Origin of the sequence: Gordonia oleivorans, from assembly GCF_040044975.1 — a bacterium.
GTDB lineage: Bacteria > Actinomycetota > Actinomycetes > Mycobacteriales > Mycobacteriaceae > Gordonia > Gordonia oleivorans.
The window spans coordinates 100154-123522 of the sequence record NZ_JBDZDI010000003.1 but is presented as its reverse complement, the minus strand read 5'-3'; the positions used below and the strand labels follow the sequence as shown (position 1 = coordinate 123522).

Sequence of the window (23369 nt, the reverse complement as noted above, 5' to 3'; positions counted from 1 at the left end):
CCAGACCCGAAGACCAGTGAGGGAGTTCGTTGAAGTTTCCGAAGTTCGTAGGTGCGGTCATGATCGCCGCCGCGGTCACCGCCGGCCTCACCGCCTGTGGCGGCGATGACGGTTCCGATGACATCCCCACCATTCCCGCGACCAGCAGTTCGACGGCGTCCGACGGCAGCGACGTCACCAATCCGGATTCGCCGCCGTCGGTGGCGACGCTGAACCAGATGCTCGACACGGCACTCGACCCGCAGGTGCCGAACGCGCAGAAGGTCGTCCTCGTCCAGAATTCGGAGAAGGACCCGTCCGTCTTCGACAAGCTGGTCGAGGCCCGCCAGCAGAACCAGGACGTCACCTACACCCTCAAGGGCCCGGTCACCGTCGACGGACCCAACCGCGCGACGGTGCGCGCGACCGTGAAACTGCCCGACCAGGCACCCCAGGACATCGATGCCCAGATCGTCTACGACAACGGTCGCTGGAAGCTGGCGTCGAGCTTCGTCTGCCCGCTGATCACCAACAACGGTGTCACCAGCGCGATGTGCCCGTCGACGAGCACCCGCCGCACCACCACCAGCCGCGCACCCAACTGACAGGGCACCCAACTGACAGCGCGGCCCCGACCGACGACGATGGCCACCGATCCCTCCGGATCGGTGGCCATCGTCGTATGCCCGCCAGGCGTGGCCCAGGGGGCCGTGCCGACGTCGTCAGGGCGACTTCCAGCCCATGGTGAACCCGAAGGTCTGCAGCAGCGGCTGATTCACGTCGGCGCCGACCAGCTCGCGCGCCCCGCGATACTCGGCCGTTCCCGCGACGGGCAGCCCGCGGGTCAGATCGATCGTCACCTCGCCGGAACCGGTGTAGGAATACCGTTCGATGGTCAGCGTCGCATCGCCGCCGGGAATGGTGAACACCGAATTGACCGGTGACTCGTCGGCGGTGAAGGACACCGTCAGACGGTCACCCTCCCACCGCGTCAGCCGCGCCTCGACGGTCTGCACGACGGTCGCCGCCGAGGACAGGGTGCGTTCGGTGCGCCACGTGGCGCCGACACCGATGGGATCGGCGGGCAGTGTGATCGCGTTCTGCAACGACTGCACCAGCGACTGTTCGACGGCGCGTCGCGCCGATTCCGACGATGGATCGGTCGGGGCCAGACGCAACGACAGCGGGGCCAGACCGGGACCGACACCGATCTCGGCGACGCTGCCGGCGACCGGCGGCAACTGACCGCCGAGTTCCGGCTGCGCCGACGTCGGGGCGCCGAGCACCGCGGTCAGCCGATCGGGTGCGTCGCACCCGAAGCGCACCGTCAGCGGTGTGTCGAGGGACTGCGTCGTCTGTGCCGTCGTCGACGACTCGGTGGAGGTGGTCGAGAGGGTGACCTGCTGCGCCGAGGCGAGGTCGGGGGCCGCGCTCGCGGCGCGGAGGGGCCCGGTGCCCGGCGAGGTGAGTGTCACCGATGCCGACGGGATCGGGATCTGCGTCGCCATACTCGCCGCGGTGGCCGCCGACACGCATGGCCCGCTCGGCACCGCCGGGGTCGCCGACGCCGGGGTGTCGGTGTCGGAGCCACACGCGGCGAGGAGCAGACCGCACGTCGCGGCGCAGGCGGCGACCATCGACGAGCGCGTGCGGAGGGATACCGATCGATGGCGGGACACCGGCTGATGGCGCGTCGATGACGCGGTGGAATCGGACGTCAGGGACACGGCAGTCAGCGTATTGCACGCATCAGGGATGATGGTCGGGTGGATGAAGCAGCGCGTGAGGAGCCCTCGGCGAACAGACAGGAGGCGGGCGGACAGGAGATCGACGCACCCGAGGTCACCGCGTCGTCGGATGACGGCGCCGACGATCCGGGGAGCGGCACTCCTGCGGCGACCGGGCCGACCGAGCCGACACGTGGTGGCCGGGTCCTCGGCATTCTCGCCGTGATCGCCGGCTGCGTCATCGCCCTGGACATCCTGACCAAGACACTCGCGGTGTCGCTGCTCACCCCGGGTGACCCGGTGTCGATCATCGGTGACGTCGTCACCCTGCGCCTGGTCCGCAACAGCGGTGCGGCCTTCTCGATGGCGTCCGGCTACACCTGGGTGCTCACCGTCGTCGCGCTGGTGGTGGTCGTGGTGATCATCCGCTACAGCAGCCGACTCCGCTCGGGCTGGTGGATGCTCGGACTCGGGCTGGTCCTCGGGGGTGCGATGGGCAACCTGATCGACCGCATCTTCCGGGCCCCCGGACCGCTGCGCGGCCACGTCGTCGACTTCGTCTCGGTGGGCTGGTGGCCGGTGTTCAACGTCGCCGACTCCGCGGTCGTCTGCGGCGCGATCCTGCTGGTGGTCCTGTCGTTGCTGGGATTCGACTACGACGGCTCACGATCCGGCTGGGCGGCGCGCCATGGCGACACCGACGGCGACGGCACCGAGGGCGGCACCGAGGATCGGCGGGCCACCGATGCGTGAGTCACGGACCCTCCCGATTCCCGACGGCGTGGCCGGCATGCGCACCGACGCCGGGGTGGCCCGCATCCTCGGACTCTCGCGTACCGTCGCCGGGCGTCTCGCCGACGACGGTGACATCACCGTCGACGGTGTCGCGGTCGGCAAGTCGCACAAGCTGACCGCGGGCAGCCTGCTCGACGTGCTGTTGCCCGAACCCGCCGAACCGCTGCGGGTGGAGCCGACCCCCGTCGAGGATCTCGAGGTCATCTACCACGATTCCGACATCATCGTCGTCGACAAGCCGGTCGGGGTGGCCGCGCATCCCTCACTGGGCTGGAGCGGACCCACCGTCGTCGGTGCCCTCGAGGCCGCCGGATTCCGGATCTCCACCTCCGGTGCCGCCGAACGCCAGGGCATCGTGTCCCGGCTCGACGTCGGCACCTCCGGATTGATGGTCGTCGCCGTCTCCGAACGGGCCTATTCGCTGCTCAAACGGGCGTTCCGGGACCGGGAGGTGGACAAGGGGTATCACGCGCTGGTCCAGGGGCACCTCGATCCGCCGGAGGGCACCATCGACGCCCCGATCGGCCGCCACCGCGGCAACGACTGGAAGTTCGCCGTCACCGCGGCCGGCAAGCCCAGCATCACCCACTACGACACCATCGAGATGTTCGCGGCCGCATCGCTGCTCGACATCCATCTCGAGACCGGACGCACCCACCAGATCCGGGTGCACGTCTCGGCGCTGCACCATCCGTGCTGCGGCGACCTCACCTACGGCGCCGACCCGACCCTGGCCGCCCGGCTCGGGCTGGAGCGTCAGTGGTTGCATGCCCGGTCGCTGGGCTTCGCGCATCCCGCGGACGGTCGGTATGTCGAGTTCACCAGTCCGTATCCGGCCGACCTGCAGCACGCCCTGGACGTGCTGCGGGCCGGCTGAGGCCACGCTCCGGATTCGACGCTCCGGGTTCGACACTCGGGTACGACGCCCGGGTACGACACGCCGGGCACGACACACCGGGCCCGACACACGCGTGATCGCCTCACCAGCCACATGCGGCGTGCCCGGCGTCGGCTGTCGGTGGTTGCGCCTACAGTTGGTGACGCCCCATCCGACCAGTCGAGAAACACCGAGGTGAGAAGCGTCCCGTGGCCGACTCGTTTGTTCACCTGCACAACCACACCGAGTACTCCATGCTCGACGGTGCCGCGAAGGTGGCGCCGCTGTTCGCCGAGGCCAAACGCCTCGGGATGACCGCCATCGGCATGACCGACCACGGCAACATGTTCGGCGCCAGCGAGTTCTACAACACCGCCATCAAGAACGACATCACGCCGATCATCGGCATCGAGGCCTACATCGCGCCGGAGTCGCGGTTCACCACCAAGCGTGTGCAGTGGGGTACCCGCGACCAGAAGGACGACGACGTCTCCGGTTCGGGTGCCTACACCCACATGACGATGGTCGCCGCCAACGCCACCGGGCTGCGCAACCTGTTCAAGCTGTCGTCGCTGGCCTCCATCGAGGGACAACTGGGCAAGTGGGCCCGGATGGATGCGGAGCTGATCGCCGAGTACGCCGAGGGCATCATCGCCACCACCGGCTGCCCGTCCGGGGAGGTGCAGACCCGTCTGCGACTCGGGCAGGAACGGGAGGCACTCGAGGCCGCGGCCAAGTGGCAGGAGATCTTCGGCAAGGAGAACTTCTACCTCGAGTTGATGGAGCACGGCCTGGAGATCGAACGCCGGGTGCGTGACGGACTCCTCGAGGTGGGACGCAAGCTGGGCATCAAGCCCATCGTCACCAATGACTGCCACTACGTCACCAAGGCGCACGCCGCCAGCCACGAGGCGCTCCTGTGTGTGCAGACCGGCAAGACCCTCTCCGATCCCACCCGATTCAAGTTCGACGGCGACGGCTACTACCTCAAGTCCGCCGAAGAGATGCGCGCACAATGGGATTCGGTGGTCCCGGGTGCGTGTGACGCGACCGTCGAGATCGGTGAGCGGGTCGAGAGCTACGCCGACGTGTTCACCCACCGCGACCGCATGCCGATCTTCCCCGTCCCCGACGGCGAGTCACAGCAGACCTGGCTGCGCAAGGAAGTGGCCAAGGGACTGGCCGAACGGCGCTTCCCGGATCAGACGGTGCCGGAGGACTACCAGCGCCGCGCGAATTACGAACTCGACGTCATCATCCAGATGGGATTCCCCGCCTACTTCCTCGTCGTCGGCGACCTCATCAAACATGCGCACGAGGTCGGCATCCGCGTCGGTCCGGGTCGTGGATCGGCGGCCGGCTCGCTGGTGGCGTGGGCGTTGGGCATCACCAACATCGATCCGATCCCGCATGGACTGCTGTTCGAGCGATTCCTCAACCCCGAGCGCGTGTCGATGCCCGACATCGACATCGACTTCGACGACCGCCGCCGCGGTGAGATGGTGCGCTATGCCACCGACCGGTGGGGCAGTGACAAGGTGGCCCAGGTCATCACCTTCGGCACCATCAAGACCAAGGCCGCCATCAAGGACTCCGCCCGCGTCCAATTCGGCCAGCCCGGATTCGCCATCGCCGACCGCATCACCAAGGCGCTGCCGCCGCCCATCATGGCCAAGGACATCCCGGTCTGGGGTATCACCAATCCCGAACACGAGCGGTTCAACGAGGCCACCGAGGTCCGCACGCTCATCGAGACCGACCCGGACGTCAAGAAGATCTACGACACCGCACTGGGTCTGGAGGGTCTGATCCGCAACGCGGGCGTGCACGCCTGCGCGGTGATCATGTCCTCCGAACCGCTCACCGACGCGATCCCGGTGTGGAAACGTGCGCAGGACGGCGCCATCATCACCGGCTGGGATTACCCGTCGTGCGAGGCCATCGGCCTGCTGAAGATGGACTTCCTCGGGCTGCGCAACCTCACCGTCATCGGTGACGCGCTGGAGAACATCACCCTCAACCGCGGTATCGACCTCGACCTCGACACCCTGCCGCTCGAAGATCCCAAGACCTACGAACTGCTCGCCCGCGGCGACACCCTCGGCGTGTTCCAGCTCGACGGCGCGGCCATGCGGGAACTGCTGAAGATGATGCAGCCCACCGGGTTCGAGGACATCGTCGCGGTGCTCGCGCTCTACCGGCCCGGCCCGATGGGCGTCAACGCGCACACCGACTACGCCAAACGCAAGAACGGTCTGCAGGAGATCCGCCCGATCCATCCCGAGCTCGAGGAACCGCTCAAGGAGATCCTCGCCGAGACCTACGGCCTGATCGTCTACCAAGAGCAGATCATGCAGATCGCGCAGAAGGTGGCCGGCTACTCGCTCGGACAGGCCGACCTGCTGCGCCGCGCGATGGGCAAGAAGAAGAAGGAGATCCTCGACGAGGCCTACGACGGTTTCGCCGACGGGATGCGCGACAACGGGTTCTCCCAGGCCGCGATCACCGCGCTGTGGGACACGGTGTTGCCGTTCGCCGGGTACGCCTTCAACAAGTCGCACGCCGCCGGCTACGGTCTGGTGTCGTTCTGGACCGCCTACCTCAAGGCCAACTATCCCGCCGAGTACATGGCGGGTCTGCTCACCTCGGTCGGCGACGACAAGGACAAGGCGGCCATCTACCTCGCCGACTGCCGCAAACTCGGCATCACGGTGTTGCCGCCGGACGTCAACGAGTCGCAACGCAACTTCGCCGCCGTCGGCACCGACATCCGCTTCGGTCTGGCCGCCATCCGCAACGTCGGCTCCGGCGTCGTGTCGTCGATCCTGGCGGCCCGTGAGGAGAAGGGGAAGTTCACCAGCTTCTCCGACTACCTCAACAAGATCGACGTCACCGCTTGCAACAAGAAGGTCTCCGAGTCGCTGATCAAGGCCGGCGCCTTCGACTCGCTCGAGCATCCGCGCAAGGGTCTGTTCCTGATTCACGCCGAGGCCGTGGAATCGGTGATCGGCACCAAGAAGGCCGAGGCGATCGGGCAGTTCGATCTCTTCGGCGGAGGCGACGACGACGCGTCCGATTCTCTTGCCGAGGTGTTCGCGGTCAAGGTGCCCGATCAGGAGTGGGACACCAAACACAAACTCACCCTCGAGCGGGAGATGTTGGGGCTCTACGTCTCCGGGCATCCCCTCGCCGGCGTCGAACACGCGATCGCCGCGCAGACCGACACCTCGATCACGCAGTTGCTCGAGGGCAACGTCGGCGACGGCGCGCAGATCACGATCGGCGGCATCATCTCCGCGGTCACCCGCCGGGTGAACAAGAAGGGTGAGCCGTGGGCCGCGGTCACCCTCGAGGACATGGTCGGTGGTGTCGAGGTCTACTTCTTCCCGCGGGCGTTCGCGGCATACGGAATGGACATCGCACCGGACAACATCGTGCTCATCAGGGCGCGGGTCAACCAGCGTGACGATTCGACGATGATCAGCGCCAACGATCTCGCCGTTCCCGATCTCGCCGCCGCCGGGGCGTCGAAGCCGGTGGCGCTGACGTTGCCCGCCCGGATGTGTACGCCGGACCGGGTGGCCGCGCTCAAGCAGGTCCTGACCCGGCATCCCGGCACCGCGGATGTGCACGTCACCCTGGTCAGCGACGAGCGGTCCACGCTGCTGCGCCTCACCGAGTCGTTGCGGGTGACGCCGAGTTCGGCGCTGATGGGTGATCTGAAGGCACTGCTCGGTCCCAGCTGCCTGGGTCAGTAGCCGACCGGCGCGGTGGCCGCGCGCTGATTACCCTCATCAGATGCCCGGTCACATCATCGTGCACGGCGACGACGCGCTGAGTGTCCGCATCGCCGAGGAGATCTCGAGCAGCGGCGTACGCGTCGTCACCGTGGCGACCCCGGCGGATCTGTCCACCGCCGACGTCGCCACGGCCCTGGCGGTGGTGTGCGCCGGATCCGACGACGCGGTCAATCTGGAGTTCGCGCTGCTGGCCCGGCAGCACAGCACGACGGCGCGCGTCGTGGTGAACATGTCCAATCAGGTGTTGCGCGAGGCGGTGACGGCGGGCAACGGACCGGGCGCGGTGCTCGACGTGGCCGAACTCGCCGCGCCGTCGGTCGTCGAGGCATGCCTGTCGCGGACCACCCACTCCATCTCCGTCGCCGGCACCGAGTTCATCATGGCCGTCACCGACGCACCCTCCGCCGGTACGCTGCGTGACCTGTACGGCGACCTGGCCCCGGTGGCGGTGATCGCCGGCGGGGACGACGCCGCGGAGAGCGTGGTGTGTTGCCCGGGTCGCGATCTCGACGTCGGCGTCGGCGATCGTGTGGCCGTCATCGGAACCTCGGACGATCTCGCGGTCGCCGGGATCGCATGGGAAAGACCGAATCCGGCCCGTCGGCGGCGACCGCCGTTGCCGGTGCGCGGGGTCGGCGCGCTGCGCGGTTTCCTCGAGGATGTGAATCCGAACCTGTTCCGCGCACTCGGGGCGTCGTTCACACTGCTGCTGGGAGCCACCCTGCTCTTGCGTTTCACCTATCACAAACCGGGGATGAGCTTTGTCGACGCGCTGTACTTCTCCACCGAGACCATCGCGACCGTCGGCTACGGCGACTTCAGTTTCGTCGATCAGCCGGTCTGGCTGCGGCTGTTCTCCATCTGCCTGATGTTTGCCGGTGTGACCACGACCGCGGTCCTGATGGCCTTCGTCGCCGACGTCCTGCTGTCACGGCGCATCGGGCAATCCGCGGGCAAACGTCGCGCCCGGGAGATGCGCGAGCACGTCATCGTCGTGGGTCTGGGCTCCTTCGGCATCCGGGTGGCGACCGATCTGCGCGCGGCCGGCCACGATGTGGTCGCGATCGAGTCGAGCACCGACAATCGCTTCCTGGCGACCGCCGCGGCGGCCGACGTGCCGGTCATCTTCGGGGACGCCACCCTGCGTCAGACCCTCGAGGACGCCCGGATCGGCCGGGCGCGAGCGGTCGCGGTGCTCACCCACGACGACATGATCAACATCGAGACCGGGATCATCGCCCGCGAGTCGCTCGGCGAGCGGTGGGGCAACACGTCGGCCGAACGGGGTGTGCCCGTCGTGCTCAGGGTCTTCGACCACACCCTCGGTTCCGCCGTCGCCCACCGCTTCGGTTTCGAGAACGTCCGTTCCACCGTCGAACTCGCCGCACCCTGGTTCATCGGCGCGGCACTGGGGTTGCAGGTGATCTCGACGTTCTCGGTGGGGCAACGCTCCTTCATGGTCGGTGGGGTCTTCGTGCGGCGCGGCAGCACCCTCGACGGGATCTCGATGGCGGAGCTGCCCACCCTCACCCGGGTCATCGCGATCGATCGCCACACCGGCGCGATCCTGCATCCGCGCCGCGACGACCGGTTGCGCGCCGAGGACACCGCCTATCTCGTCGGCCCGTATCACGAACTGCTCGACACCCTTCGCCGTGGGCAGTGAAGGTCACACCCCGGCAAGGTTTCGGCTGACCGAAACTTTCTTGCCGACGATGCTAATATCGACTGCGACGGCAGCCGAAGTCTGATGTTCCGGGAGTATCGATGACAGCGATGATCGAGACCATGCAGCCCCGTTCGCGGCGCGCGGTGCCCACCGTCGACATCGCCGGGACCGACTGGCCGGTCTACAAGCTGCAGGCCGTCGCCGCCGCCGTGCTCGCCGCCGTGCTGAGCCTGGCCGTGTTCACCTCGATGCAGACCGCCGCCTGGGTGTCGGGCGTGGTCCTGATCTCCACGTGGTGGATCGGGCGTTACCGCGCTGCAAGTGGCATGGGTGCGGACGGATCGAACCCGGCCGGGATCTCATAGATCCGGCCGTCGAAGCCGGCGCGGAACAGGCGCCCTGCCGAGAAGCCGCGATTCCCGCCGCCGTAGCTGACCACGCTCGAGAGCGGAAGTCCTTGCGCCAGAACGCAATAGCTGCCGGGTGAGGTCACCCGCACGATCTGTCCGGCGGCGTTGAACGGCACGATCGGCCGTTCCTTGGAGTCGAGTGTGAGGCCGTCGGGCGCCGCCAGGGCATCGCCACCGCCCAGGGTGAGAAGGCTCTGCACCACGCGGGGATTGGCCGTCGAGATGCGGCTCACCCCCGGATTGGTGAACGTCCGCGAGACATACAACCACCGGTCGCCCCGGCCGAGGACCGCGCCGTTGGCGCTCGGCAGGGAACCCCACGTCGGGTTGACCGCCCCGGTGGGGGACACCCGCCCGATCAGATTCCCGAAGTCGTTGGTGGCGTAGACGACGCCGTTGCCCGCGACGGCCATGCCGTCGGCCGCCGACAGTCCGCCCACCCACGGCCGCAGCACGTTGGTGGAGGTGTTCAGACGTGCGATGGCACCCGGCCGCAGCGCGTCGCCGACGATGACCCGCGGATCCGCGCCGTACCCGACGAGAAGGGTGCCGTCGGGGGTCCAGGCGAGCGCACCGGCGCCGCCGGCCGGCACCCGCGCGATCGGTACCGCGCGCGATCCGGGGGCGTCGAGTCGGAACACCTGCCCGCTGATGAGGTCGGTGGTGTAGAGTCGGCCGCGCCCATCGACGGTCAGGCCCTCCAGCGCCGCCCCGGGCACCGTCCCGACCAACCGGGCGGGTGAGGCCCCCGGGCACAGCGGTGCCGCTTGTGCGGTGGTGCTGCCCGTCGCGACGATGGTGGTCAGTGCGGTGGCGCCGGCCGCGACGGCGATCGCGGTTCGGCGGAGAACTCGGTTCCGGTGACGCAGTCGCATGCGGGCTCCTCGCGGGTGTGATGGACGTTACCCATTGCGAGTGTAGGCACGCCGCGAGGTGAGACACCAGGGTCGGCGTGGGACCCGCCGCGCGCACGGGCGCGCCGGCCCAGTGAGACGATGGAACGCGTGAGTACGTCGCGTGACACCGGTTCCACATCCGGAACAGCCACATCCGGAGCAGCCCCGTCCGGAGCGGTCCCGTCCGGACCCGCCCTGTCGGTTGCGTCGATCGACGCGGCCGCCGAGCGGATCGCGCCGGCGGTGGCGCGCACCCCGCTCGAACCGGCTCCGCGGCTGAGTGATCTCGTCGGCGCCCAGGTCTTCCTGAAGCGCGAGGACCTGCAAACGGTGCGCTCGTACAAGATTCGCGGCGCCTACAACGTGATGGCGCAGCTGTCCGAGGATGAACGCGCGCGGGGAGTCGTGGCCGCCAGCGCCGGTAACCACGCCCAGGGCGTCGCCTTCGCGTGCCGGTCGATGCAGGTGCGTGGGCGGATCTACGTACCGACCACCACACCCAAGCAGAAGCGCGACCGAATCCTCTGGCACGGTGGGGAATTCGTGGAGCTGCATGCGGTGGGTGACACCTACGACGCGGCGGCGGCCGCCGCGCAGGGTGACGTGCTGAGCACCGGTGCGACCTGGATCCACGCCTTCGACGATCCGCGCACCGCCGCCGGACAGGGCACGATCGCCAAGGAGATCGTCGAGCAACTCGGCGGCGCGCCCGACGTCATGGTCACCCCGGTCGGCGGTGGCGGCTGCCTGGCCGGGATCGCCACCTACCTGCACACGATCTCGGAGTCGAGCACGATCGTCGGCGTCGAACCGACCGGTGCGGTATCGCTGGCGGCCGCGCTGGCCGACGGGGGACCGGTGACCCTCGACGAGATCGACCCGTTCGTCGACGGTGCATCGGTCAAGCGAATCGGCGCCCTCGGCTATCGGGTGATGGCGGATCTGGGGTCGTCGGTGACCGCGCATCCGTTGCTGGGCCCCGCGCCGAAGGTCCCGGTGCTCCCGGACGAGCCGGTGACGCTGCGGCCCGGTGCCGCGCACATCACCCACGTCGACGAGGGTGCGATCTGTTCGACGATGCTCGATCTCTACCAGAACGAGGGCATCATCGCCGAACCCGCCGGAGCACTGGCGGTCACCGGTCTGGCGAAGCTGGATCTGCCCGCCGGCGCGACAGTCGTCTGCCTGGTCTCCGGGGGCAACAACGACGTGTCGCGCTACGGCGAGATCATCGAACGGTCGCTGGTGCACCGCGGTCTCAAGCACTACTTCCTGGTCGATTTCCCCCAGGAACCCGGGGCGCTGCGCCGCTTCCTCGACGAGGTCCTCGGACCCGACGACGACATCACCCTGTTCGAGTACGTCAAACGCAACAACCGGGAAACCGGGGCCGCGCTGGTCGGCGTACAACTCGGCAGTCCCGACGGCCTCGCCGGCCTGATGGACCGGATGGACCGTTCGCGACTCAATTGTGAACGGCTCGAACCGGATTCACCGGCGTATCGTTACCTGACCTGATTCGGGCCGCCGGCGTCACTGCGACGGCGTACGCCGACCGACGATCACGTTGTGCCCGCTGCTGCCGATCCCCTCGTCGGTCACTGTCGGCGCCTCCCACGACAACACCGGATGCAGGGCGATCGGCACGGTGACCTCGTGGTCGGCGAGGACCGCCACCACCGACCAGTCGGGTTCCCGATGCATCGCGAACCAGCCGGCCTGTTCGTCGAATTCGATTCGCACCGAGGCGAAGTCGTCGCGGGCGAAGGTCGGTTCCTGCTTTCGCAGTGCGATCAGCGCCCGATAGAACCGCAACATCCGGGCGTGGGAATCCCGGTCGAGTTCGGACCAGTCGAGCTTCGACCGCAGAAAGGTCTGCGGGTCCTGCGGATCGGGGACGTCGTCGACATCCCACCCGTGTTCGGCGAACTCCGACCTGCGTCCGTTGCGGGTGGCCTCGCCGAGTTCGGGTTCGGGGTGCGAGGTGAAGAACTGAAACGGGGTGTCGGCCGCCCACTCCTCACCCATGAACAGCATGGGGGTGTACGGGGACAACAGCACCAGCGCCGCCTTGATGGCCAGTTGCCCGCCGTCGAGGTACGCGCTCGGCCGGTCACCGACCGCGCGATTGCCGATCTGATCGTGATCACAGGTGTAGGCGACCAGCGCGGTGGTCGGAACCTGGTCGGGGATCGGCCGGCCGTGGTGTCGGCGCCGGAACGATGAATAGGTGCCGTCATGAAAGAAGCCGCCACGCAGCACCTTCGCGAGCGCTGCGTAACTGCCGAAGTCGGCGTAGTAGCCCTGCCGCTCGCCGGAGACGGTCGTATGGATGGCGTGGTGGATGTCGTCGTCCCACTGCGCGGTCAATCCGTATCCGCCCGCCGAGCGCGGCAGGATCATCCGGGGATCGTTGAGATCGGACTCGGCGATCAGCGACAGCGGCCGGCCCAGTTCCTCGCTCAGCGCATCGGTGGAGATCGCCAGGGCCTCCAGGAGCGGAACGGCACGATGGTCGACGAGCGCGTGCACCGCGTCGAGTCGCAGCGCATCGACGTGGAACTCGCTGAACCAGCGCAGGGCATTGCCCAGGATGTAGCGTCGCACCTCGTCCGAATCCGGTCCGTCGAGATTGAGTGAGGCACCCCACCCGGTCGACCCGGCACCCAGATACGGACCGAGGTCCGGCAGGTAATTCCCGGACGGTCCCAGGTGGTTGTAGACGACGTCGAGGACCACCCCGAGGCCGCGGGTATGGCAGGCGTCGACGAATCGGGCGAAGGCGTCAGGGCCGCCGTAACTCTCCTGCACCGCATACCAGCCGACGCCGTCATAGCCCCAGTTGTGGGTGCCGTTGAAGGCATTCACCGGCAACGGCTCGACGAAGTCGACGCCCAGTTCCACCAGGTGATCGAGCCGGTCGATGGCCGAGTCCAGGGTGCCGTCCGGGGTGAACGTACCCACGTGCATCTCATAGATCACCGCCCCGCGGACGCTGCGCCCCGCCCACTGCGCGTCATGCCAGATCGACTCGTCGACGACGTGCAACGCCGAGCGGCCGTGCACCCCGTCGGGCAGCCGGGTCGAGCGCGGGTCGGGGATGGGCGTCGTCGCATCGTCGACGAGGAGGCCATACCGCAGTCCGGCCGTGTCGAGTCCCCCCGTGTCGAGTCCGGCCGTGTCGAGTCCGGCCACCGACGCCGCGTCCATCCGGAACCACCCGTGCCCGTCGGGCACCATCGGCACCTCCACGCGCGGCGGTGAGCCGGCATCCGTACCGGCCCCCGGCCCGGTGAACACTGCGGTCAGCCGGTCGGCGGCCGGTGCCCAGACCCGGATGTCGGCCGGGACGCGCGGGGGAGCGAACGGCGACGCGACGAACCCTGACACAAAACTGTCGGGCCGTTTCGTGTGTTTCGGATGACTTTGGTCGTCCGTCCCAGTTATTGTGACGTCGTCCACATGAGGGTGACAGCTCGCCGGGCGATCGGACCGTTGTTCGTTCACCCGCTTCAAGGTATTGGGTTCGGCGGATCACCGCAGGCCAGGCGTGCTGTGACCAACTGCATAAGCGGTGGCGCGGGGTGCTGTATATTACTGCGGGCCACGCCTGCCATGGGGGGCGCGATGGTATTCGGACGATGCAGGGACGGGTATTGAGCACAGAGACGCAGGCCTCGCCGCACGGTGAGGAGGCGCCGCCGAAACGGCGGGGGATGGTGTCCTCGTGGTTTCATGACCACGTCGTCGCCAGCTTCGATACCTTCGGTCGTCAGCTCGCCATGTTCGTCGAGGTCTTCAAGGTGCTCGTCGAGGACATCGTCAAACGACGGTTCCCCTTCGGCGAGTTCATCCGCCAGTGCGCGTTCATGTCCAGCACCTCGGTCTTCCCGACGTTCCTGGTGGCCATACCCATCGGCGTCATCGTCTCGATCCAGGTGAGCAACATCGCCGGACAGATCGGTGCGACGTCGTTCTCCGGTGCGGCCACCGGCCTGGGCGTCATCCGGCAGGGTGCCCCACTGGTGACCTCGCTGCTGCTCGCCGGTGCGGTCGGGTCGGCGATCGCCGCCGACCTCGGCTCCCGGACCATCCGCGACGAGATCGACGCGATGCGCGTGATGGGTGTCAATCCCGTACAACGCCTCATCTCCCCGCGACTGCTCGCGACCATGGTGGTCAGCTTCCTGCTCTGCGGCTTCGTCTGCTTCGTCGGATTCATCACCGGTTACGTCTTCAACGTGTACTTCCAGGGCGGCACCCCGGGCAGCTACACCGGCACCTTCGCGTCCTTCGCCGGGGTTTCGGATCTGTCGTTCGCGCTGGCCAAGTCGGTGATCTTCGGTGCGATCGTGGCGGTGGTCGCCTGCGACCGCGGCCTCAACACCAAGGGTGGTCCGGCGGGCGTGGCGAACTCGGTGAACGCTGCCGTCGTCAACTCGGTGCTGCTGCTGTTCACCGTCAACGTCGTGCTCACCCAGCTGTTCGCCATCCTCGTCCCGGCGAAGGTGGTGTGACATGGCCGCCTCCCGGTACGTACCCCCCGTTCTGCGGCCGCTCGCGGCCACCAAGGTCGTCTACGAGGGTCCGCGCGACGCGCTGGTCCAGATGGGTCACCTCATCACCTTCCTGGTGCGCTCGATCGGCGCGGTGCCGATCGCGTTCACCCACTACCGCAAGGAGGTGTGGCGGCTGCTGGCCGACGTCGCCTGGGGCAACGGTGCGATCGTGGTCGGCGGCGGCACCGTCGGCGTGATGGTGATCCTCGGCGTGATGGGCGGCGCGACCGTCGGCATCGAGGGCTACACGGCGCTGAACCTGCTGGGTATCTCCCCGGTGACGGGTGGCCTCTCGGCCTTCGCCACCACCCGTGAGATCGCCCCGCTGCTCGCCGCGACCGCCTTCACCGCCCAGTCGGGATGCCGCTTCACCGCCCAGCTGGGATCGATGCGGATCAGTGAGGAGATCGACGCGCTCGAATCGATCGCGATCCGTCCGCTGCCGTATCTGGTGACCACCCGGATGTCGGCGGCGGTACTCGCGATCGTCCCGCTCTACTCGGTCTCGCTGGCCGCCAACTACCTTGCCTGCCAGGTGATGTACCAGCTGCAGAGCGGTAAGGGCGCCGGCGACTATCTCGCCTATTTCGACTCGTTCATCCTGTCCACCGACATGCTGTACTCCTTCATCAAGGTCGTGGTCTTCGTGCTGCTGACGACCTTCATGCAGTGCTATTACGGGTACTTCGCCTCGGGCGGACCCGAGGGGGTGGGCGTCGCCGCGGGACACGCGATCCGGTTGGCGATCATCGTCATCGTCTTCGCGAATCTGGTCATGACGCTGGTGTTCTGGGGAACATCACCCGGCATCAAGATCTCGGGATGAGGGGGAACCGATGCTGATCGCCACCGACGGCCGCAACCCCTCGCTCGTGCAGTACTTCCTGCGTGGGCTGGCGTTTCTGATCGTGCTCGTCATCGTCTTCGTGCTGCTGTTCATGCGGTATCAGGGCGTGTTCACCTCGACGGTGTCGGTCTCGGCCAAGCTCACCGACGTCGGCGACGGGCTGACCACCGGCGCCGACGTCCGCTACAACGGATTCATCGTCGGCCAGGTGAAAGGTGTGCAGGCCTCCGACGAGACGGGCGCCAAGGGCATCGCGCTTCGCCAGGTCGACATCGACGTGCTGCCCGAGCAGGCCGAGGGCATCCCGGCCAATGTCACCGCCCGCACCGTCCCGTCGAATCTGTTCGGCGTGAACTCGGTGGAACTCGTGCCGCCGGCCAATGCGTCGTCGGATCACCTGTCCTCCGGTGCGTCGATCCCCGCCGACGCGTCGCTGCCCACCATCAAACTGCAGGACGCCCAGAATCAGCTGCGCACCTTGCTGCAGGCGGTCCCGCCCGAACAACTCGCCGGTGTCCTCGGCACCATCGCCGACGCCCTCAACGGCGGCGGCCAGACATTCGGGCTGTTCGTCGGCGTTCTCGACAACTACTTCAAGACCCTCAACGCGCAGTTCCCACCCGGGGCGCCGTCGGGATTCGAGAACTTCGACAACTCCGTGCGCGGCCTGTCGGAATCGGCGCCGGAGCTGCTCGACGCCCTGGGCCGCAGCGTGATCCCGGCGATGACGGTCACCGAGAACCGGGACAATCTGACGGCGATCCTGTCGGCCGGGCAGGGATTGACCGACGAGATCCAGGCGCTGTTCGCCGCCAACGGTGATGCCGGCAAGGCGGTCGTCGCCGACGCGAACCGGATGCTCGGTGCGGCCGTGTACGAGCCGAATTCGCTGCCGTATGCCCTGACCGCGTTGAACAATCTGGCGGCCCGGGTGCTGACCGTGTTCACCGGTGTGAACGGGCACCCACAGCTCAACATCGGGGTGAGTTTCTCGGCCTTCCAACGCTATACGCGACAGAACTGCCCGGTGTACAACGGTGGACCGTACGGCCAGACCCGCGGTCCGGGGTGCGTCGGTCCGGGTACCGGTACCGGCCCGACCAGTTCGGGTCCGTTGATGGTGTACCCGCAGGGTGGGATGCGTCAGATGACCTTCCCGGCCTCGGTCACCACCGCCGCCGACAACCGGACCCTGAGTGCCGCACTGAATCGCACGCCGACCGCCGCCGACACCCTGATGCTCGGGCCGCTGGTGCAGACGGTGTCCACCGAGACCGGAGGCGGGCGATGAGCGCGGGCGCCACCACCATCCGTAAGCCGTTGATCGGCTTCTCGCTGTTCGCGGTCATCGCGTTGTTGCTGACCTACATCATCTACTCGACGCTGGAGCGGTCGGTACCCGGTGAGACCCACGGGTACACCACCTACTTCCGCGATGCGTCCGGCCTCGCCAGCGGTGACGACGTGCGCATGGCCGGCGTGCGGGTGGGCCGGGTCAGTTCGATCGACCTCGACGACGGCCGCGCCAAGGTGACCTTCGAGGTCCAGACCAATCAGCCGATGTACACCACCACCAAGGCGGCCATTCGCTACCAGAACCTGATCGGCCAGCGCTACCTCGCGCTCAGTCTCGCCGACGGGGACGCACAACCGCTACCGGTGGGATCGGCACTCGAGCAGCCGTCGGAGGACTCCTTCGACGTCACCAAATTGCTCGCCGGATTCCAGCCGGTATTCGAGACGCTGACGCCCGAGCAGATCAACGACCTGTCCAACGGTCTGGTCCAGGCCTTCCAGGGCGACACGGTGTCGCTGTCCTACACCGTCGCCCAGGTCGGCAAGTTCGCCTCCGACATGTCCAACCGTGATGTGGTCATCGGCGCGATCATCGACAATCTCAGCGGAGTACTGCGTGACCTCGCCCGCCAGGGAGATCAGGTCAGCACGCTGATCGACAGCCTCAAGGCCGTGATCGAGAACCTCAACTCGAACTCGGCGGCCCTGGGCACCGCGGTCACCCAGATCGGTCAGACCGCATCCGGATTCGCCGACGTGCTCACGCAGACCAGTGGCAACCTCGCCGCGGCGGCGACCTCGGCCAATCAGGCGACCGCCACCCTCATCGGGGAGGGCGCCAAACTCGACGGACTGGCCACCAACCTGCCGATCTTCCTCGGACACTTCCCGCTGGTTCTCGGAGAGGGCGCCTACCTGAACATCTACGCGTGTGACCTCGACATCGCGATCGGCGACGTGCTGTTCCCGCCCGGGATCATCAACAAGATCGGCGGCACCCAACACTCGGTGGTGTGCCGATGAGAAGCCGCATGCGCCGCAGCTTCGACCGCAACCGCCGACTCTGGTACGGCCTCGGCGGTGCGATCGTCATCGTCGTGCTGATCCTCGCGATCACCGGGATCGGTGAGGCCGACCTCGGGAAGAAGACCTACACCGCGGATTTCGCCCAGGCCGGCGGAATCCGGCCCGGTGACAAGATCCGCGTCGCCGGCATCGACAAGGGTGAGGTGGCCAGCACCGAACTCGCCGGCAATCACGTCCACATCGTGATGAAGGTCGACAACGACGTCGTGGTGACCTCCAACGGCTCCGCCGAGATCAAGATGTCGACGCTCCTCGGGCAGCGCTACATCGATGTGTCCCTGGGCAATTCGCCGGACCTCGCACAGGACGGGGTGATCACGGAAACGCGCGTGCCCTATGACCTGAACAAGACCATCGAGGAGGGACCCCGATCCTGCAGGGTGTCAACGACGAGGACTTCGCGCAGAGCATCAAGACGCTCAACACCCAACTCGCGGGCGCTCCGGCGGTCACCAAACCCACCCTCGATGCGCTCACCCAGATGTCGGAGATCATCACCAACCGCAAGGACCAGATCAATCAGCTGGTCGCCGACACCAAGTCGGTCACCTCGATCGTCGAGGACTCCCAGACCCAACTCGCGGTGATCGTCGGGCAGGGGGCGCAGTTGGCGCAGAAGATCGTGGCCCGGCAGGCGCTGGTCACCCAACTGCTCGACGGCATCGCCCAGATCACCGAGCAGGCCCAACTCGTCGCCGCCGACAACGCCAACCAGTTCGCGCCCATCATGGCCAACCTCAACACCATCTCGCAGGGTCTGGAAAAGAACCGCGACAACCTGCGCAAGATGCTCGAGGTGTTGCCGGTGACCGCGCGCCTGACCAACAACGTGATCGGTGACGGCCCCTACGCCAACGGCTACCTGCCCTGGGGCATCTTCCCGGACAACTGGCTCTGCCTGGCACGGGTGGTGGACGGATGCTGACCGACACAGTTCAGACGGGTGTGAGCGCGGACGGCGCCGCACGTCGGCGCACCGGTCAGCGCCCGGCGACCCTGATCGCGATGATCCTCGTCGCCGTCGGCGCGCTGTCGGGATGCTCGCTGATCCCGGCGAGCTGGACCGTCGCGGCCGATCAGGCCATCGAGATCAGCACCTACTTTCCCAACACGGCGGGTCTCTACACCAGCAATGACGTTGCGGTGCTGGGCATGCCGGTCGGCCAGATCACCAAGATCGAACAGCAGGGCAGCCGCGTCAAGGTGACCTTCACCGTCGACAAGGACGTGCCGATCCCGGCCGATGCGCAGGCCGCGATCGTCAACACCTCGATCGTGACGACCCGCCACATCGAACTCACCCCCGCCTACACCGGTGGCCCGAAACTCGCCGACGGCGCGGTGATGCGCAAGGAGGGCCTGAGCCCCGTCTCGGCCGGTGATCTGTTCGACGCCGTCGACAAGCTGGTCACCTCGCTGTCCGGCGATGCCCCCGGCGAAGGCCCGGTGGCCGACCTGATGGACATCACCACCGGCATCACCGAGGGCAACGGGCAACGCCTCCAGGAGGCCATCGACCAGTTGGGGAGTGCCTCGCAGATCGTCTCCGGCAACGGTGACGGCCTCGTCGACATCATCAAGTCGGTGCAGACACTCACCGCCGCATTGGTCGCGAACTATCCCAAGATGAAGGCGTTCTCGAGTTCCATCAACGACGTGAGCGAGATGCTGGGTCGGCAGTCGCCGGGTCTGGTGGCCACCCTCGGCGACCTCAACCAGGCGCTGCTCAACACCTCGGAGTTCCTGCGCAACAACAGCGGGACCATCAGTGCGTCCTCGGCGCGGTTGGCCGCACTCGCCGAGAACCTCAGCGACTTCTCCCGACAGGTCGTCGAGACCATCGACCTCGGGCCGCTGCTGTTCCAGAACCTGAGCAACTCGGTGTCGGCGGAGCAGGGGGCGTGGCGCGCGCAGGTGCTGTTGGACAAGTCGCTGATCGACACCCAGTTGCTGTCCCAGTTCTGCCGGGCCATCAATCTGCAGAAGAACGGATGTCAGACCGGCCAGCTCCAGGACTTCGGTCCGGACCTGGGGATCTTCAACGGGCTACTGGAGTTGAGCAAATGAGCCGCCGCCTCTGGTCGCCCGACGTCGCCCGGCGCCGCCGCTGGGCCCGCAAGTCCCTGCTCACCGGCATCGTCGCGGCGATGCTGGCGGTGTCGGGTTGCGGTGTGCTTCCCGGCCTCACCGTCGAACAGATCCCGCTGCCCGCACCGGGCAACCTCGGCGAGACCATCGAATTGACCGCGAGTTTCGACAACGCGCTCAATCTGCCGACCCGGGCCAAGGTGAAGCTCTACGGCAGTGACGTCGGTCAGGTCACCGGGATCCGCGCCGACAACTACCAGGCCATCGTGACGATGGACGTGAGCACCAGCGCCAAGGTCCCGGTCGGCACCGGAGCCGAACTGCGCCAGGCGACTCCGCTCGGTGACGTCTTCGTCGCGTTGCTGCCGCCCGCGGCGGCGCAGGGCCGCTACATGGCCGACGGGGACACCCTCACCGGCCCACGGTCGGCGGCCGCCACGGTGGAGGACCTCTTGATCAGCATCAGTGGACTCGTCGACAGCGGATCGCTCGGGTCGACCCAACAGATCCTCACCGAGCTCAGTGCGGCCGTCTCGACGAGTCCCGATGACCCGCAGGAGCTCAACGGCGCCATCGAGGGGATGACCACCGCGATCGTGAAGCTGAACCAGAACGCCGCGGCCGTCGACCGGTCGATGGCCAACACGCGGGTCCTCACCACCGAGTTGTCCGACGGCCGCGCCCAGATCATGGCGTCGATCAACAAGTTGGCACCGGCCTTCAACGTCATCAACGATCAGATGCAGCTCATCCTGACGACGCTGGACAAGACCAACACCGTCACGGCGGCGACCAACGACTTCCTCACCAACGATCGTCAGAACCTGATCGAGCTGGTGGATCATCTCGCCAACGTCCTGGCCCAGTTGAACACCGCGGCACCCACGCTCGGCGGTCTCGCCGACAATCTCGCGGTGCTGACCCCGAAGTGGGTCAAGGCGACCAGTTCCAGTGCTGCGGCGCTGTCGGCGAAGGTGTACTACCTCAATCCGGGGGCCGGATTCGATTCGGCCAGTAGACTTCCCGAACTCGGCGATCTCGACTCGGCCGGTCAGTCGCTGCAGCAGACGCTGCAACGTCTGATCGCCCGCCTCACCGCCACACAGGGGTGCTGCGGATGAGCGGGATCTTCGGTTTTCTCCGTAAGCACTCGGTGCTGCTGGGCAACCTCGCCCTCATCGGGGTGATGCTGCTGGGGCTGTCCTACCTGGCCTTCGGTGCCCTGCGGTGGCAGCCCTTCCAGGGGCACTACGGCCTGACGATCAACTTCCCGGTCTCCGGCGGTCTGCAGGACACCTCGCGGGTCACCCTGCGCGGAGTGGAGATCGGTGACATCGAATCCATTCACGTGCAACCGGATTCGGTGCAGGTGAAGGTGTCCATCGACGACGACGTGAAGATCAACCGCAACACGATCGTTGCGGCGCTGGGACTCTCGGCGGCCGGTGAGCAGTACGTCGACTTCCAGCCCGCCACCGCCGACGGCCCGTATCTGGCCGACGGGGACACCATCAACGTCAACCAGACGCAGACGACGGTGCCGTTCCCGCAGTTGCTGGAGACCTCGCTGGGGGTGATCGACCAGATCGACCCGACACAGTTGACCGTCGTCGTCGACAACCTCGACGTCGCCCTCAACCCCGACAGCGAGACCAATGACCTGCGGGTGCTCTTCGACGCGGGCGGCACCATCTTCGCCGACCTGTACCGGGTGCTGCCCCAGACCACCAAGCTGATCCAGCAGACCGGCACCATCTTGCAGACGACGGCACAGATCCAGCCGGACCTCGCCGGCACCGTCAACGCCACCAGCGAGATCGTCAACGCCGCGGTGGCCTCCGACCGGGAGATCCGCACCCTGCTGGGCAAGGGCCCGCAGCAGCTGACCAGCCTCACCGGGTCATTCAACGAGATGCAGGACCCGCTCACCGATCTGCTCGGCCAGTTCCGCGACATCGCCCATCAGGGTGCGCTGCGGGCGCCGGCGATCGTCAATCTGCTGCCCTCGATCCGGGACGCATCGATCAAGAGCCTGAGCATGTTCCACGACGGCGCCTGGTGGGCATTCGGGTCGATCTATCCGCGGCCCTACTGCGACTACCCGATCACGCCGACGCGGCCGACCAAGATCCTCGAACTCACCGTTCCGACGAATCTGTACTGTGTCACCGAGGATCCCAACCAGCAGATCCGTGGCTCGGCGAACGCACCGCGACCGCCGGGTGACGACACCGCCGGGCCGCCACCGAACTACGACCCGAATGCGCGCACGGTTCCGCTGGACAAGTGATCCCCGAGAACAAGTGACATCCATCGTGCGGACGGAAAGCTGTGCATGACAGGCGAGAAGAACGACGGCGAGAACAACGACGGGGACCCCACCATCGACACCACCACCAGTGACGCCGACACCACAGACCCCGACACCACAGATGCCGACACCGGTGACGCCGACGGCTCGCCGACACAGCAGGTCTCGAAGGCGACGGCATCCCTGACGAAGGCGCAGGGTAAACCCGTTCCGCGGTCCAAGACCGCCAAGGCCAAGCGCACGTCGCCGGCCGCCGAGGGCGTCGCCGCCGCCGATTCCGACGCTGCCGCCGATGACCTCGAGACGTCGACTGCCGACACGGTCCCGTCGTCGGCGCCCGCCGACCGGGACACGAGCAAGGGCACGGGCAAGGGCAAGGAGTTCTCGATCACCTTGTCCTCGCGCTCGCTGCTGCGCGTGCTCGGGGCGATCGTGGTGGTCGCCCTGATCGCCGGAGTGGCGGTACTCGGATGGCTGTACTACTCGGATCAACAGCGACTCAAGGCTTTTGACGCGTCCAAGCAGGTGTCCGAGCAGTTCGTGACGCAGCTGGTGACGACGATCAACCCGGGCAACACCGACAAATACAAGGAGATCCTGGGTCCGCTGTCGACCGGGGCTCTGCGGTCCCGGCTGGAACAGGATCGCGCCGCCACCGAGCAGAACAGTCAGGCGCTCGCCATCGAGGCGACCTCGAAGATCGTGTCGTCGTCGGTGGCATCCTTCGACACCGACACCGCCAAGACCACGGTGATGGCCGAGGTGACCGCACGATCGGCGCAGATCCCCAACGGCGAGACCCGCCTGATGATCTTCATCCTCGACCTCCAGAAGGTCGACGGCAATTGGCTGGTGTCGGACTTCAGCGGGCCGCCCGGAAGTGAGAAGAGCGGCGTCGTCGATCCGTCGCAGTCCCTGCCGGGGCAATCCACGCCGAGCTCGAGCGCACCGGCACCGGCCCCGACCCAGACCGAGACGCCTGCCCCGACCCCGGCCGGGTAGCGGGCGCGCCGCGGCCGGCGAGCAACG

At 67.3% G+C, this 23369-nt stretch carries 18 protein-coding genes and 1 pseudogene; 16 read left to right on the top strand and 3 right to left on the bottom strand.

Going from position 1 to position 23369, the window contains the following annotated elements; all coding sequences use genetic code 11:
* The first annotated feature begins 29 nt into the window (after positions 1 to 29).
* Positions 30 to 584: a WKL family lipoprotein gene (locus ABLE92_RS07125; protein ID WP_348804064.1), complete on the top strand. Its 555-nt coding sequence runs from the start codon at positions 30 to 32 to the stop codon at positions 582 to 584.
* Positions 585 to 701: 117 nt separating this feature from the next.
* On the opposite strand, the gene ABLE92_RS07120 is transcribed toward ABLE92_RS07125, so the two are convergent.
* Complete coding sequence (locus tag ABLE92_RS07120) at positions 702 to 1616, bottom strand: hypothetical protein (protein WP_348804258.1); 915 nt, start codon at positions 1614 to 1616, stop codon at positions 702 to 704.
* 189 nt (positions 1617 to 1805) lie between these two features.
* On the opposite strand from ABLE92_RS07120, the gene lspA reads away from it, so the two are divergent.
* The 5 genes from lspA (at position 1806) to ABLE92_RS07095 (ending at position 9212) form a co-directional block, all read left to right on the top strand.
* On the top strand, positions 1806 to 2459 hold the full coding sequence (lspA, locus tag ABLE92_RS07115) for a signal peptidase II (protein WP_425476135.1): 654 nt from the start codon (positions 1806 to 1808) through the stop codon (positions 2457 to 2459).
* Positions 2452 to 3378: an RluA family pseudouridine synthase gene (locus tag ABLE92_RS07110; protein WP_348804062.1), complete on the top strand. Its 927-nt coding sequence runs from the start codon at positions 2452 to 2454 to the stop codon at positions 3376 to 3378. Before lspA ends, ABLE92_RS07110 begins: the two co-directional genes overlap by 8 nt.
* Before the next feature lie 209 nt (positions 3379 to 3587).
* Positions 3588 to 7136, top strand: a complete 3549-nt coding sequence (gene dnaE, locus ABLE92_RS07105; protein ID WP_348804061.1) for a DNA polymerase III subunit alpha — start codon at positions 3588 to 3590, stop codon at positions 7134 to 7136.
* A gap of 40 nt (positions 7137 to 7176) precedes the next feature.
* Positions 7177 to 8844, top strand: coding sequence for a potassium channel family protein (locus ABLE92_RS07100; protein ID WP_348804060.1), 1668 nt, complete (start codon positions 7177 to 7179; stop codon positions 8842 to 8844).
* Between the two features lie 101 nt (positions 8845 to 8945).
* The gene (locus tag ABLE92_RS07095; protein WP_348804058.1) at positions 8946 to 9212 is read left to right on the top strand and encodes a hypothetical protein; all 267 of its coding nucleotides are present in this window, start codon (positions 8946 to 8948) and stop codon (positions 9210 to 9212) included.
* Here the strand turns inward: ABLE92_RS07095 and ABLE92_RS07090 are convergent.
* Positions 9155 to 10132, bottom strand: coding sequence for an SMP-30/gluconolactonase/LRE family protein (locus ABLE92_RS07090; protein ID WP_348804057.1), 978 nt, complete (start codon positions 10130 to 10132; stop codon positions 9155 to 9157). The genes ABLE92_RS07095 and ABLE92_RS07090 overlap by 58 nt on opposite strands.
* A 120-nt stretch (positions 10133 to 10252) precedes the next feature.
* On the opposite strand from ABLE92_RS07090, the gene ilvA reads away from it, so the two are divergent.
* On the top strand, positions 10253 to 11671 hold the full coding sequence (gene ilvA, locus ABLE92_RS07085; RefSeq protein WP_348804056.1) for a threonine ammonia-lyase IlvA: 1419 nt from the start codon (positions 10253 to 10255) through the stop codon (positions 11669 to 11671).
* Between the two features lie 15 nt (positions 11672 to 11686).
* On the opposite strand, the gene treZ is transcribed toward ilvA, so the two are convergent.
* Positions 11687 to 13543, bottom strand: coding sequence for a malto-oligosyltrehalose trehalohydrolase (gene treZ, locus ABLE92_RS07080; RefSeq protein ID WP_348804054.1), 1857 nt, complete (start codon positions 13541 to 13543; stop codon positions 11687 to 11689).
* A 326-nt stretch (positions 13544 to 13869) separates the two neighbouring features.
* On the opposite strand from treZ, the gene ABLE92_RS07075 reads away from it, so the two are divergent.
* From ABLE92_RS07075 to ABLE92_RS07035, 9 genes and pseudogenes are all read left to right on the top strand, one after another.
* A complete protein-coding gene (locus tag ABLE92_RS07075; protein WP_348804257.1) occupies positions 13870 to 14670 on the top strand; it encodes an MlaE family ABC transporter permease in 801 nt (266 codons plus the stop codon).
* Position 14671: 1 nt separating this feature from the next.
* A complete protein-coding gene (locus tag ABLE92_RS07070) occupies positions 14672 to 15538 on the top strand; it encodes an ABC transporter permease (RefSeq protein ID WP_348804053.1) in 867 nt (288 codons plus the stop codon).
* A gap of 10 nt (positions 15539 to 15548) precedes the next feature.
* A complete protein-coding gene (locus tag ABLE92_RS07065) occupies positions 15549 to 16850 on the top strand; it encodes an MlaD family protein (RefSeq protein WP_348804051.1) in 1302 nt (433 codons plus the stop codon).
* Complete coding sequence (locus tag ABLE92_RS07060) at positions 16847 to 17878, top strand: MlaD family protein (protein ID WP_348804050.1); 1032 nt, start codon at positions 16847 to 16849, stop codon at positions 17876 to 17878. The genes ABLE92_RS07065 and ABLE92_RS07060 overlap by 4 nt, the downstream gene beginning before the upstream one ends.
* Positions 17879 to 17886: 8 nt before the next feature.
* A pseudogene (locus ABLE92_RS07055) lies at positions 17887 to 18866 on the top strand (MCE family protein).
* 80 nt (positions 18867 to 18946) lie between these two features.
* Positions 18947 to 20008, top strand: a complete 1062-nt coding sequence (locus ABLE92_RS07050) for an MCE family protein (protein ID WP_348804256.1) — start codon at positions 18947 to 18949, stop codon at positions 20006 to 20008.
* Positions 20005 to 21150, top strand: coding sequence for an MlaD family protein (locus tag ABLE92_RS07045; protein ID WP_496560775.1), 1146 nt, complete (start codon positions 20005 to 20007; stop codon positions 21148 to 21150). Before ABLE92_RS07050 ends, ABLE92_RS07045 begins: the two co-directional genes overlap by 4 nt.
* Complete coding sequence (locus ABLE92_RS07040; protein WP_348804049.1) at positions 21147 to 22319, top strand: MlaD family protein; 1173 nt, start codon at positions 21147 to 21149, stop codon at positions 22317 to 22319. The genes ABLE92_RS07045 and ABLE92_RS07040 overlap by 4 nt, the downstream gene beginning before the upstream one ends.
* 45 nt (positions 22320 to 22364) lie before the next feature.
* On the top strand, positions 22365 to 23342 hold the full coding sequence (locus ABLE92_RS07035; RefSeq protein WP_348804048.1) for a YfgM family protein: 978 nt from the start codon (positions 22365 to 22367) through the stop codon (positions 23340 to 23342).
* The last annotated feature ends 27 nt before the right edge of the window (positions 23343 to 23369 follow it).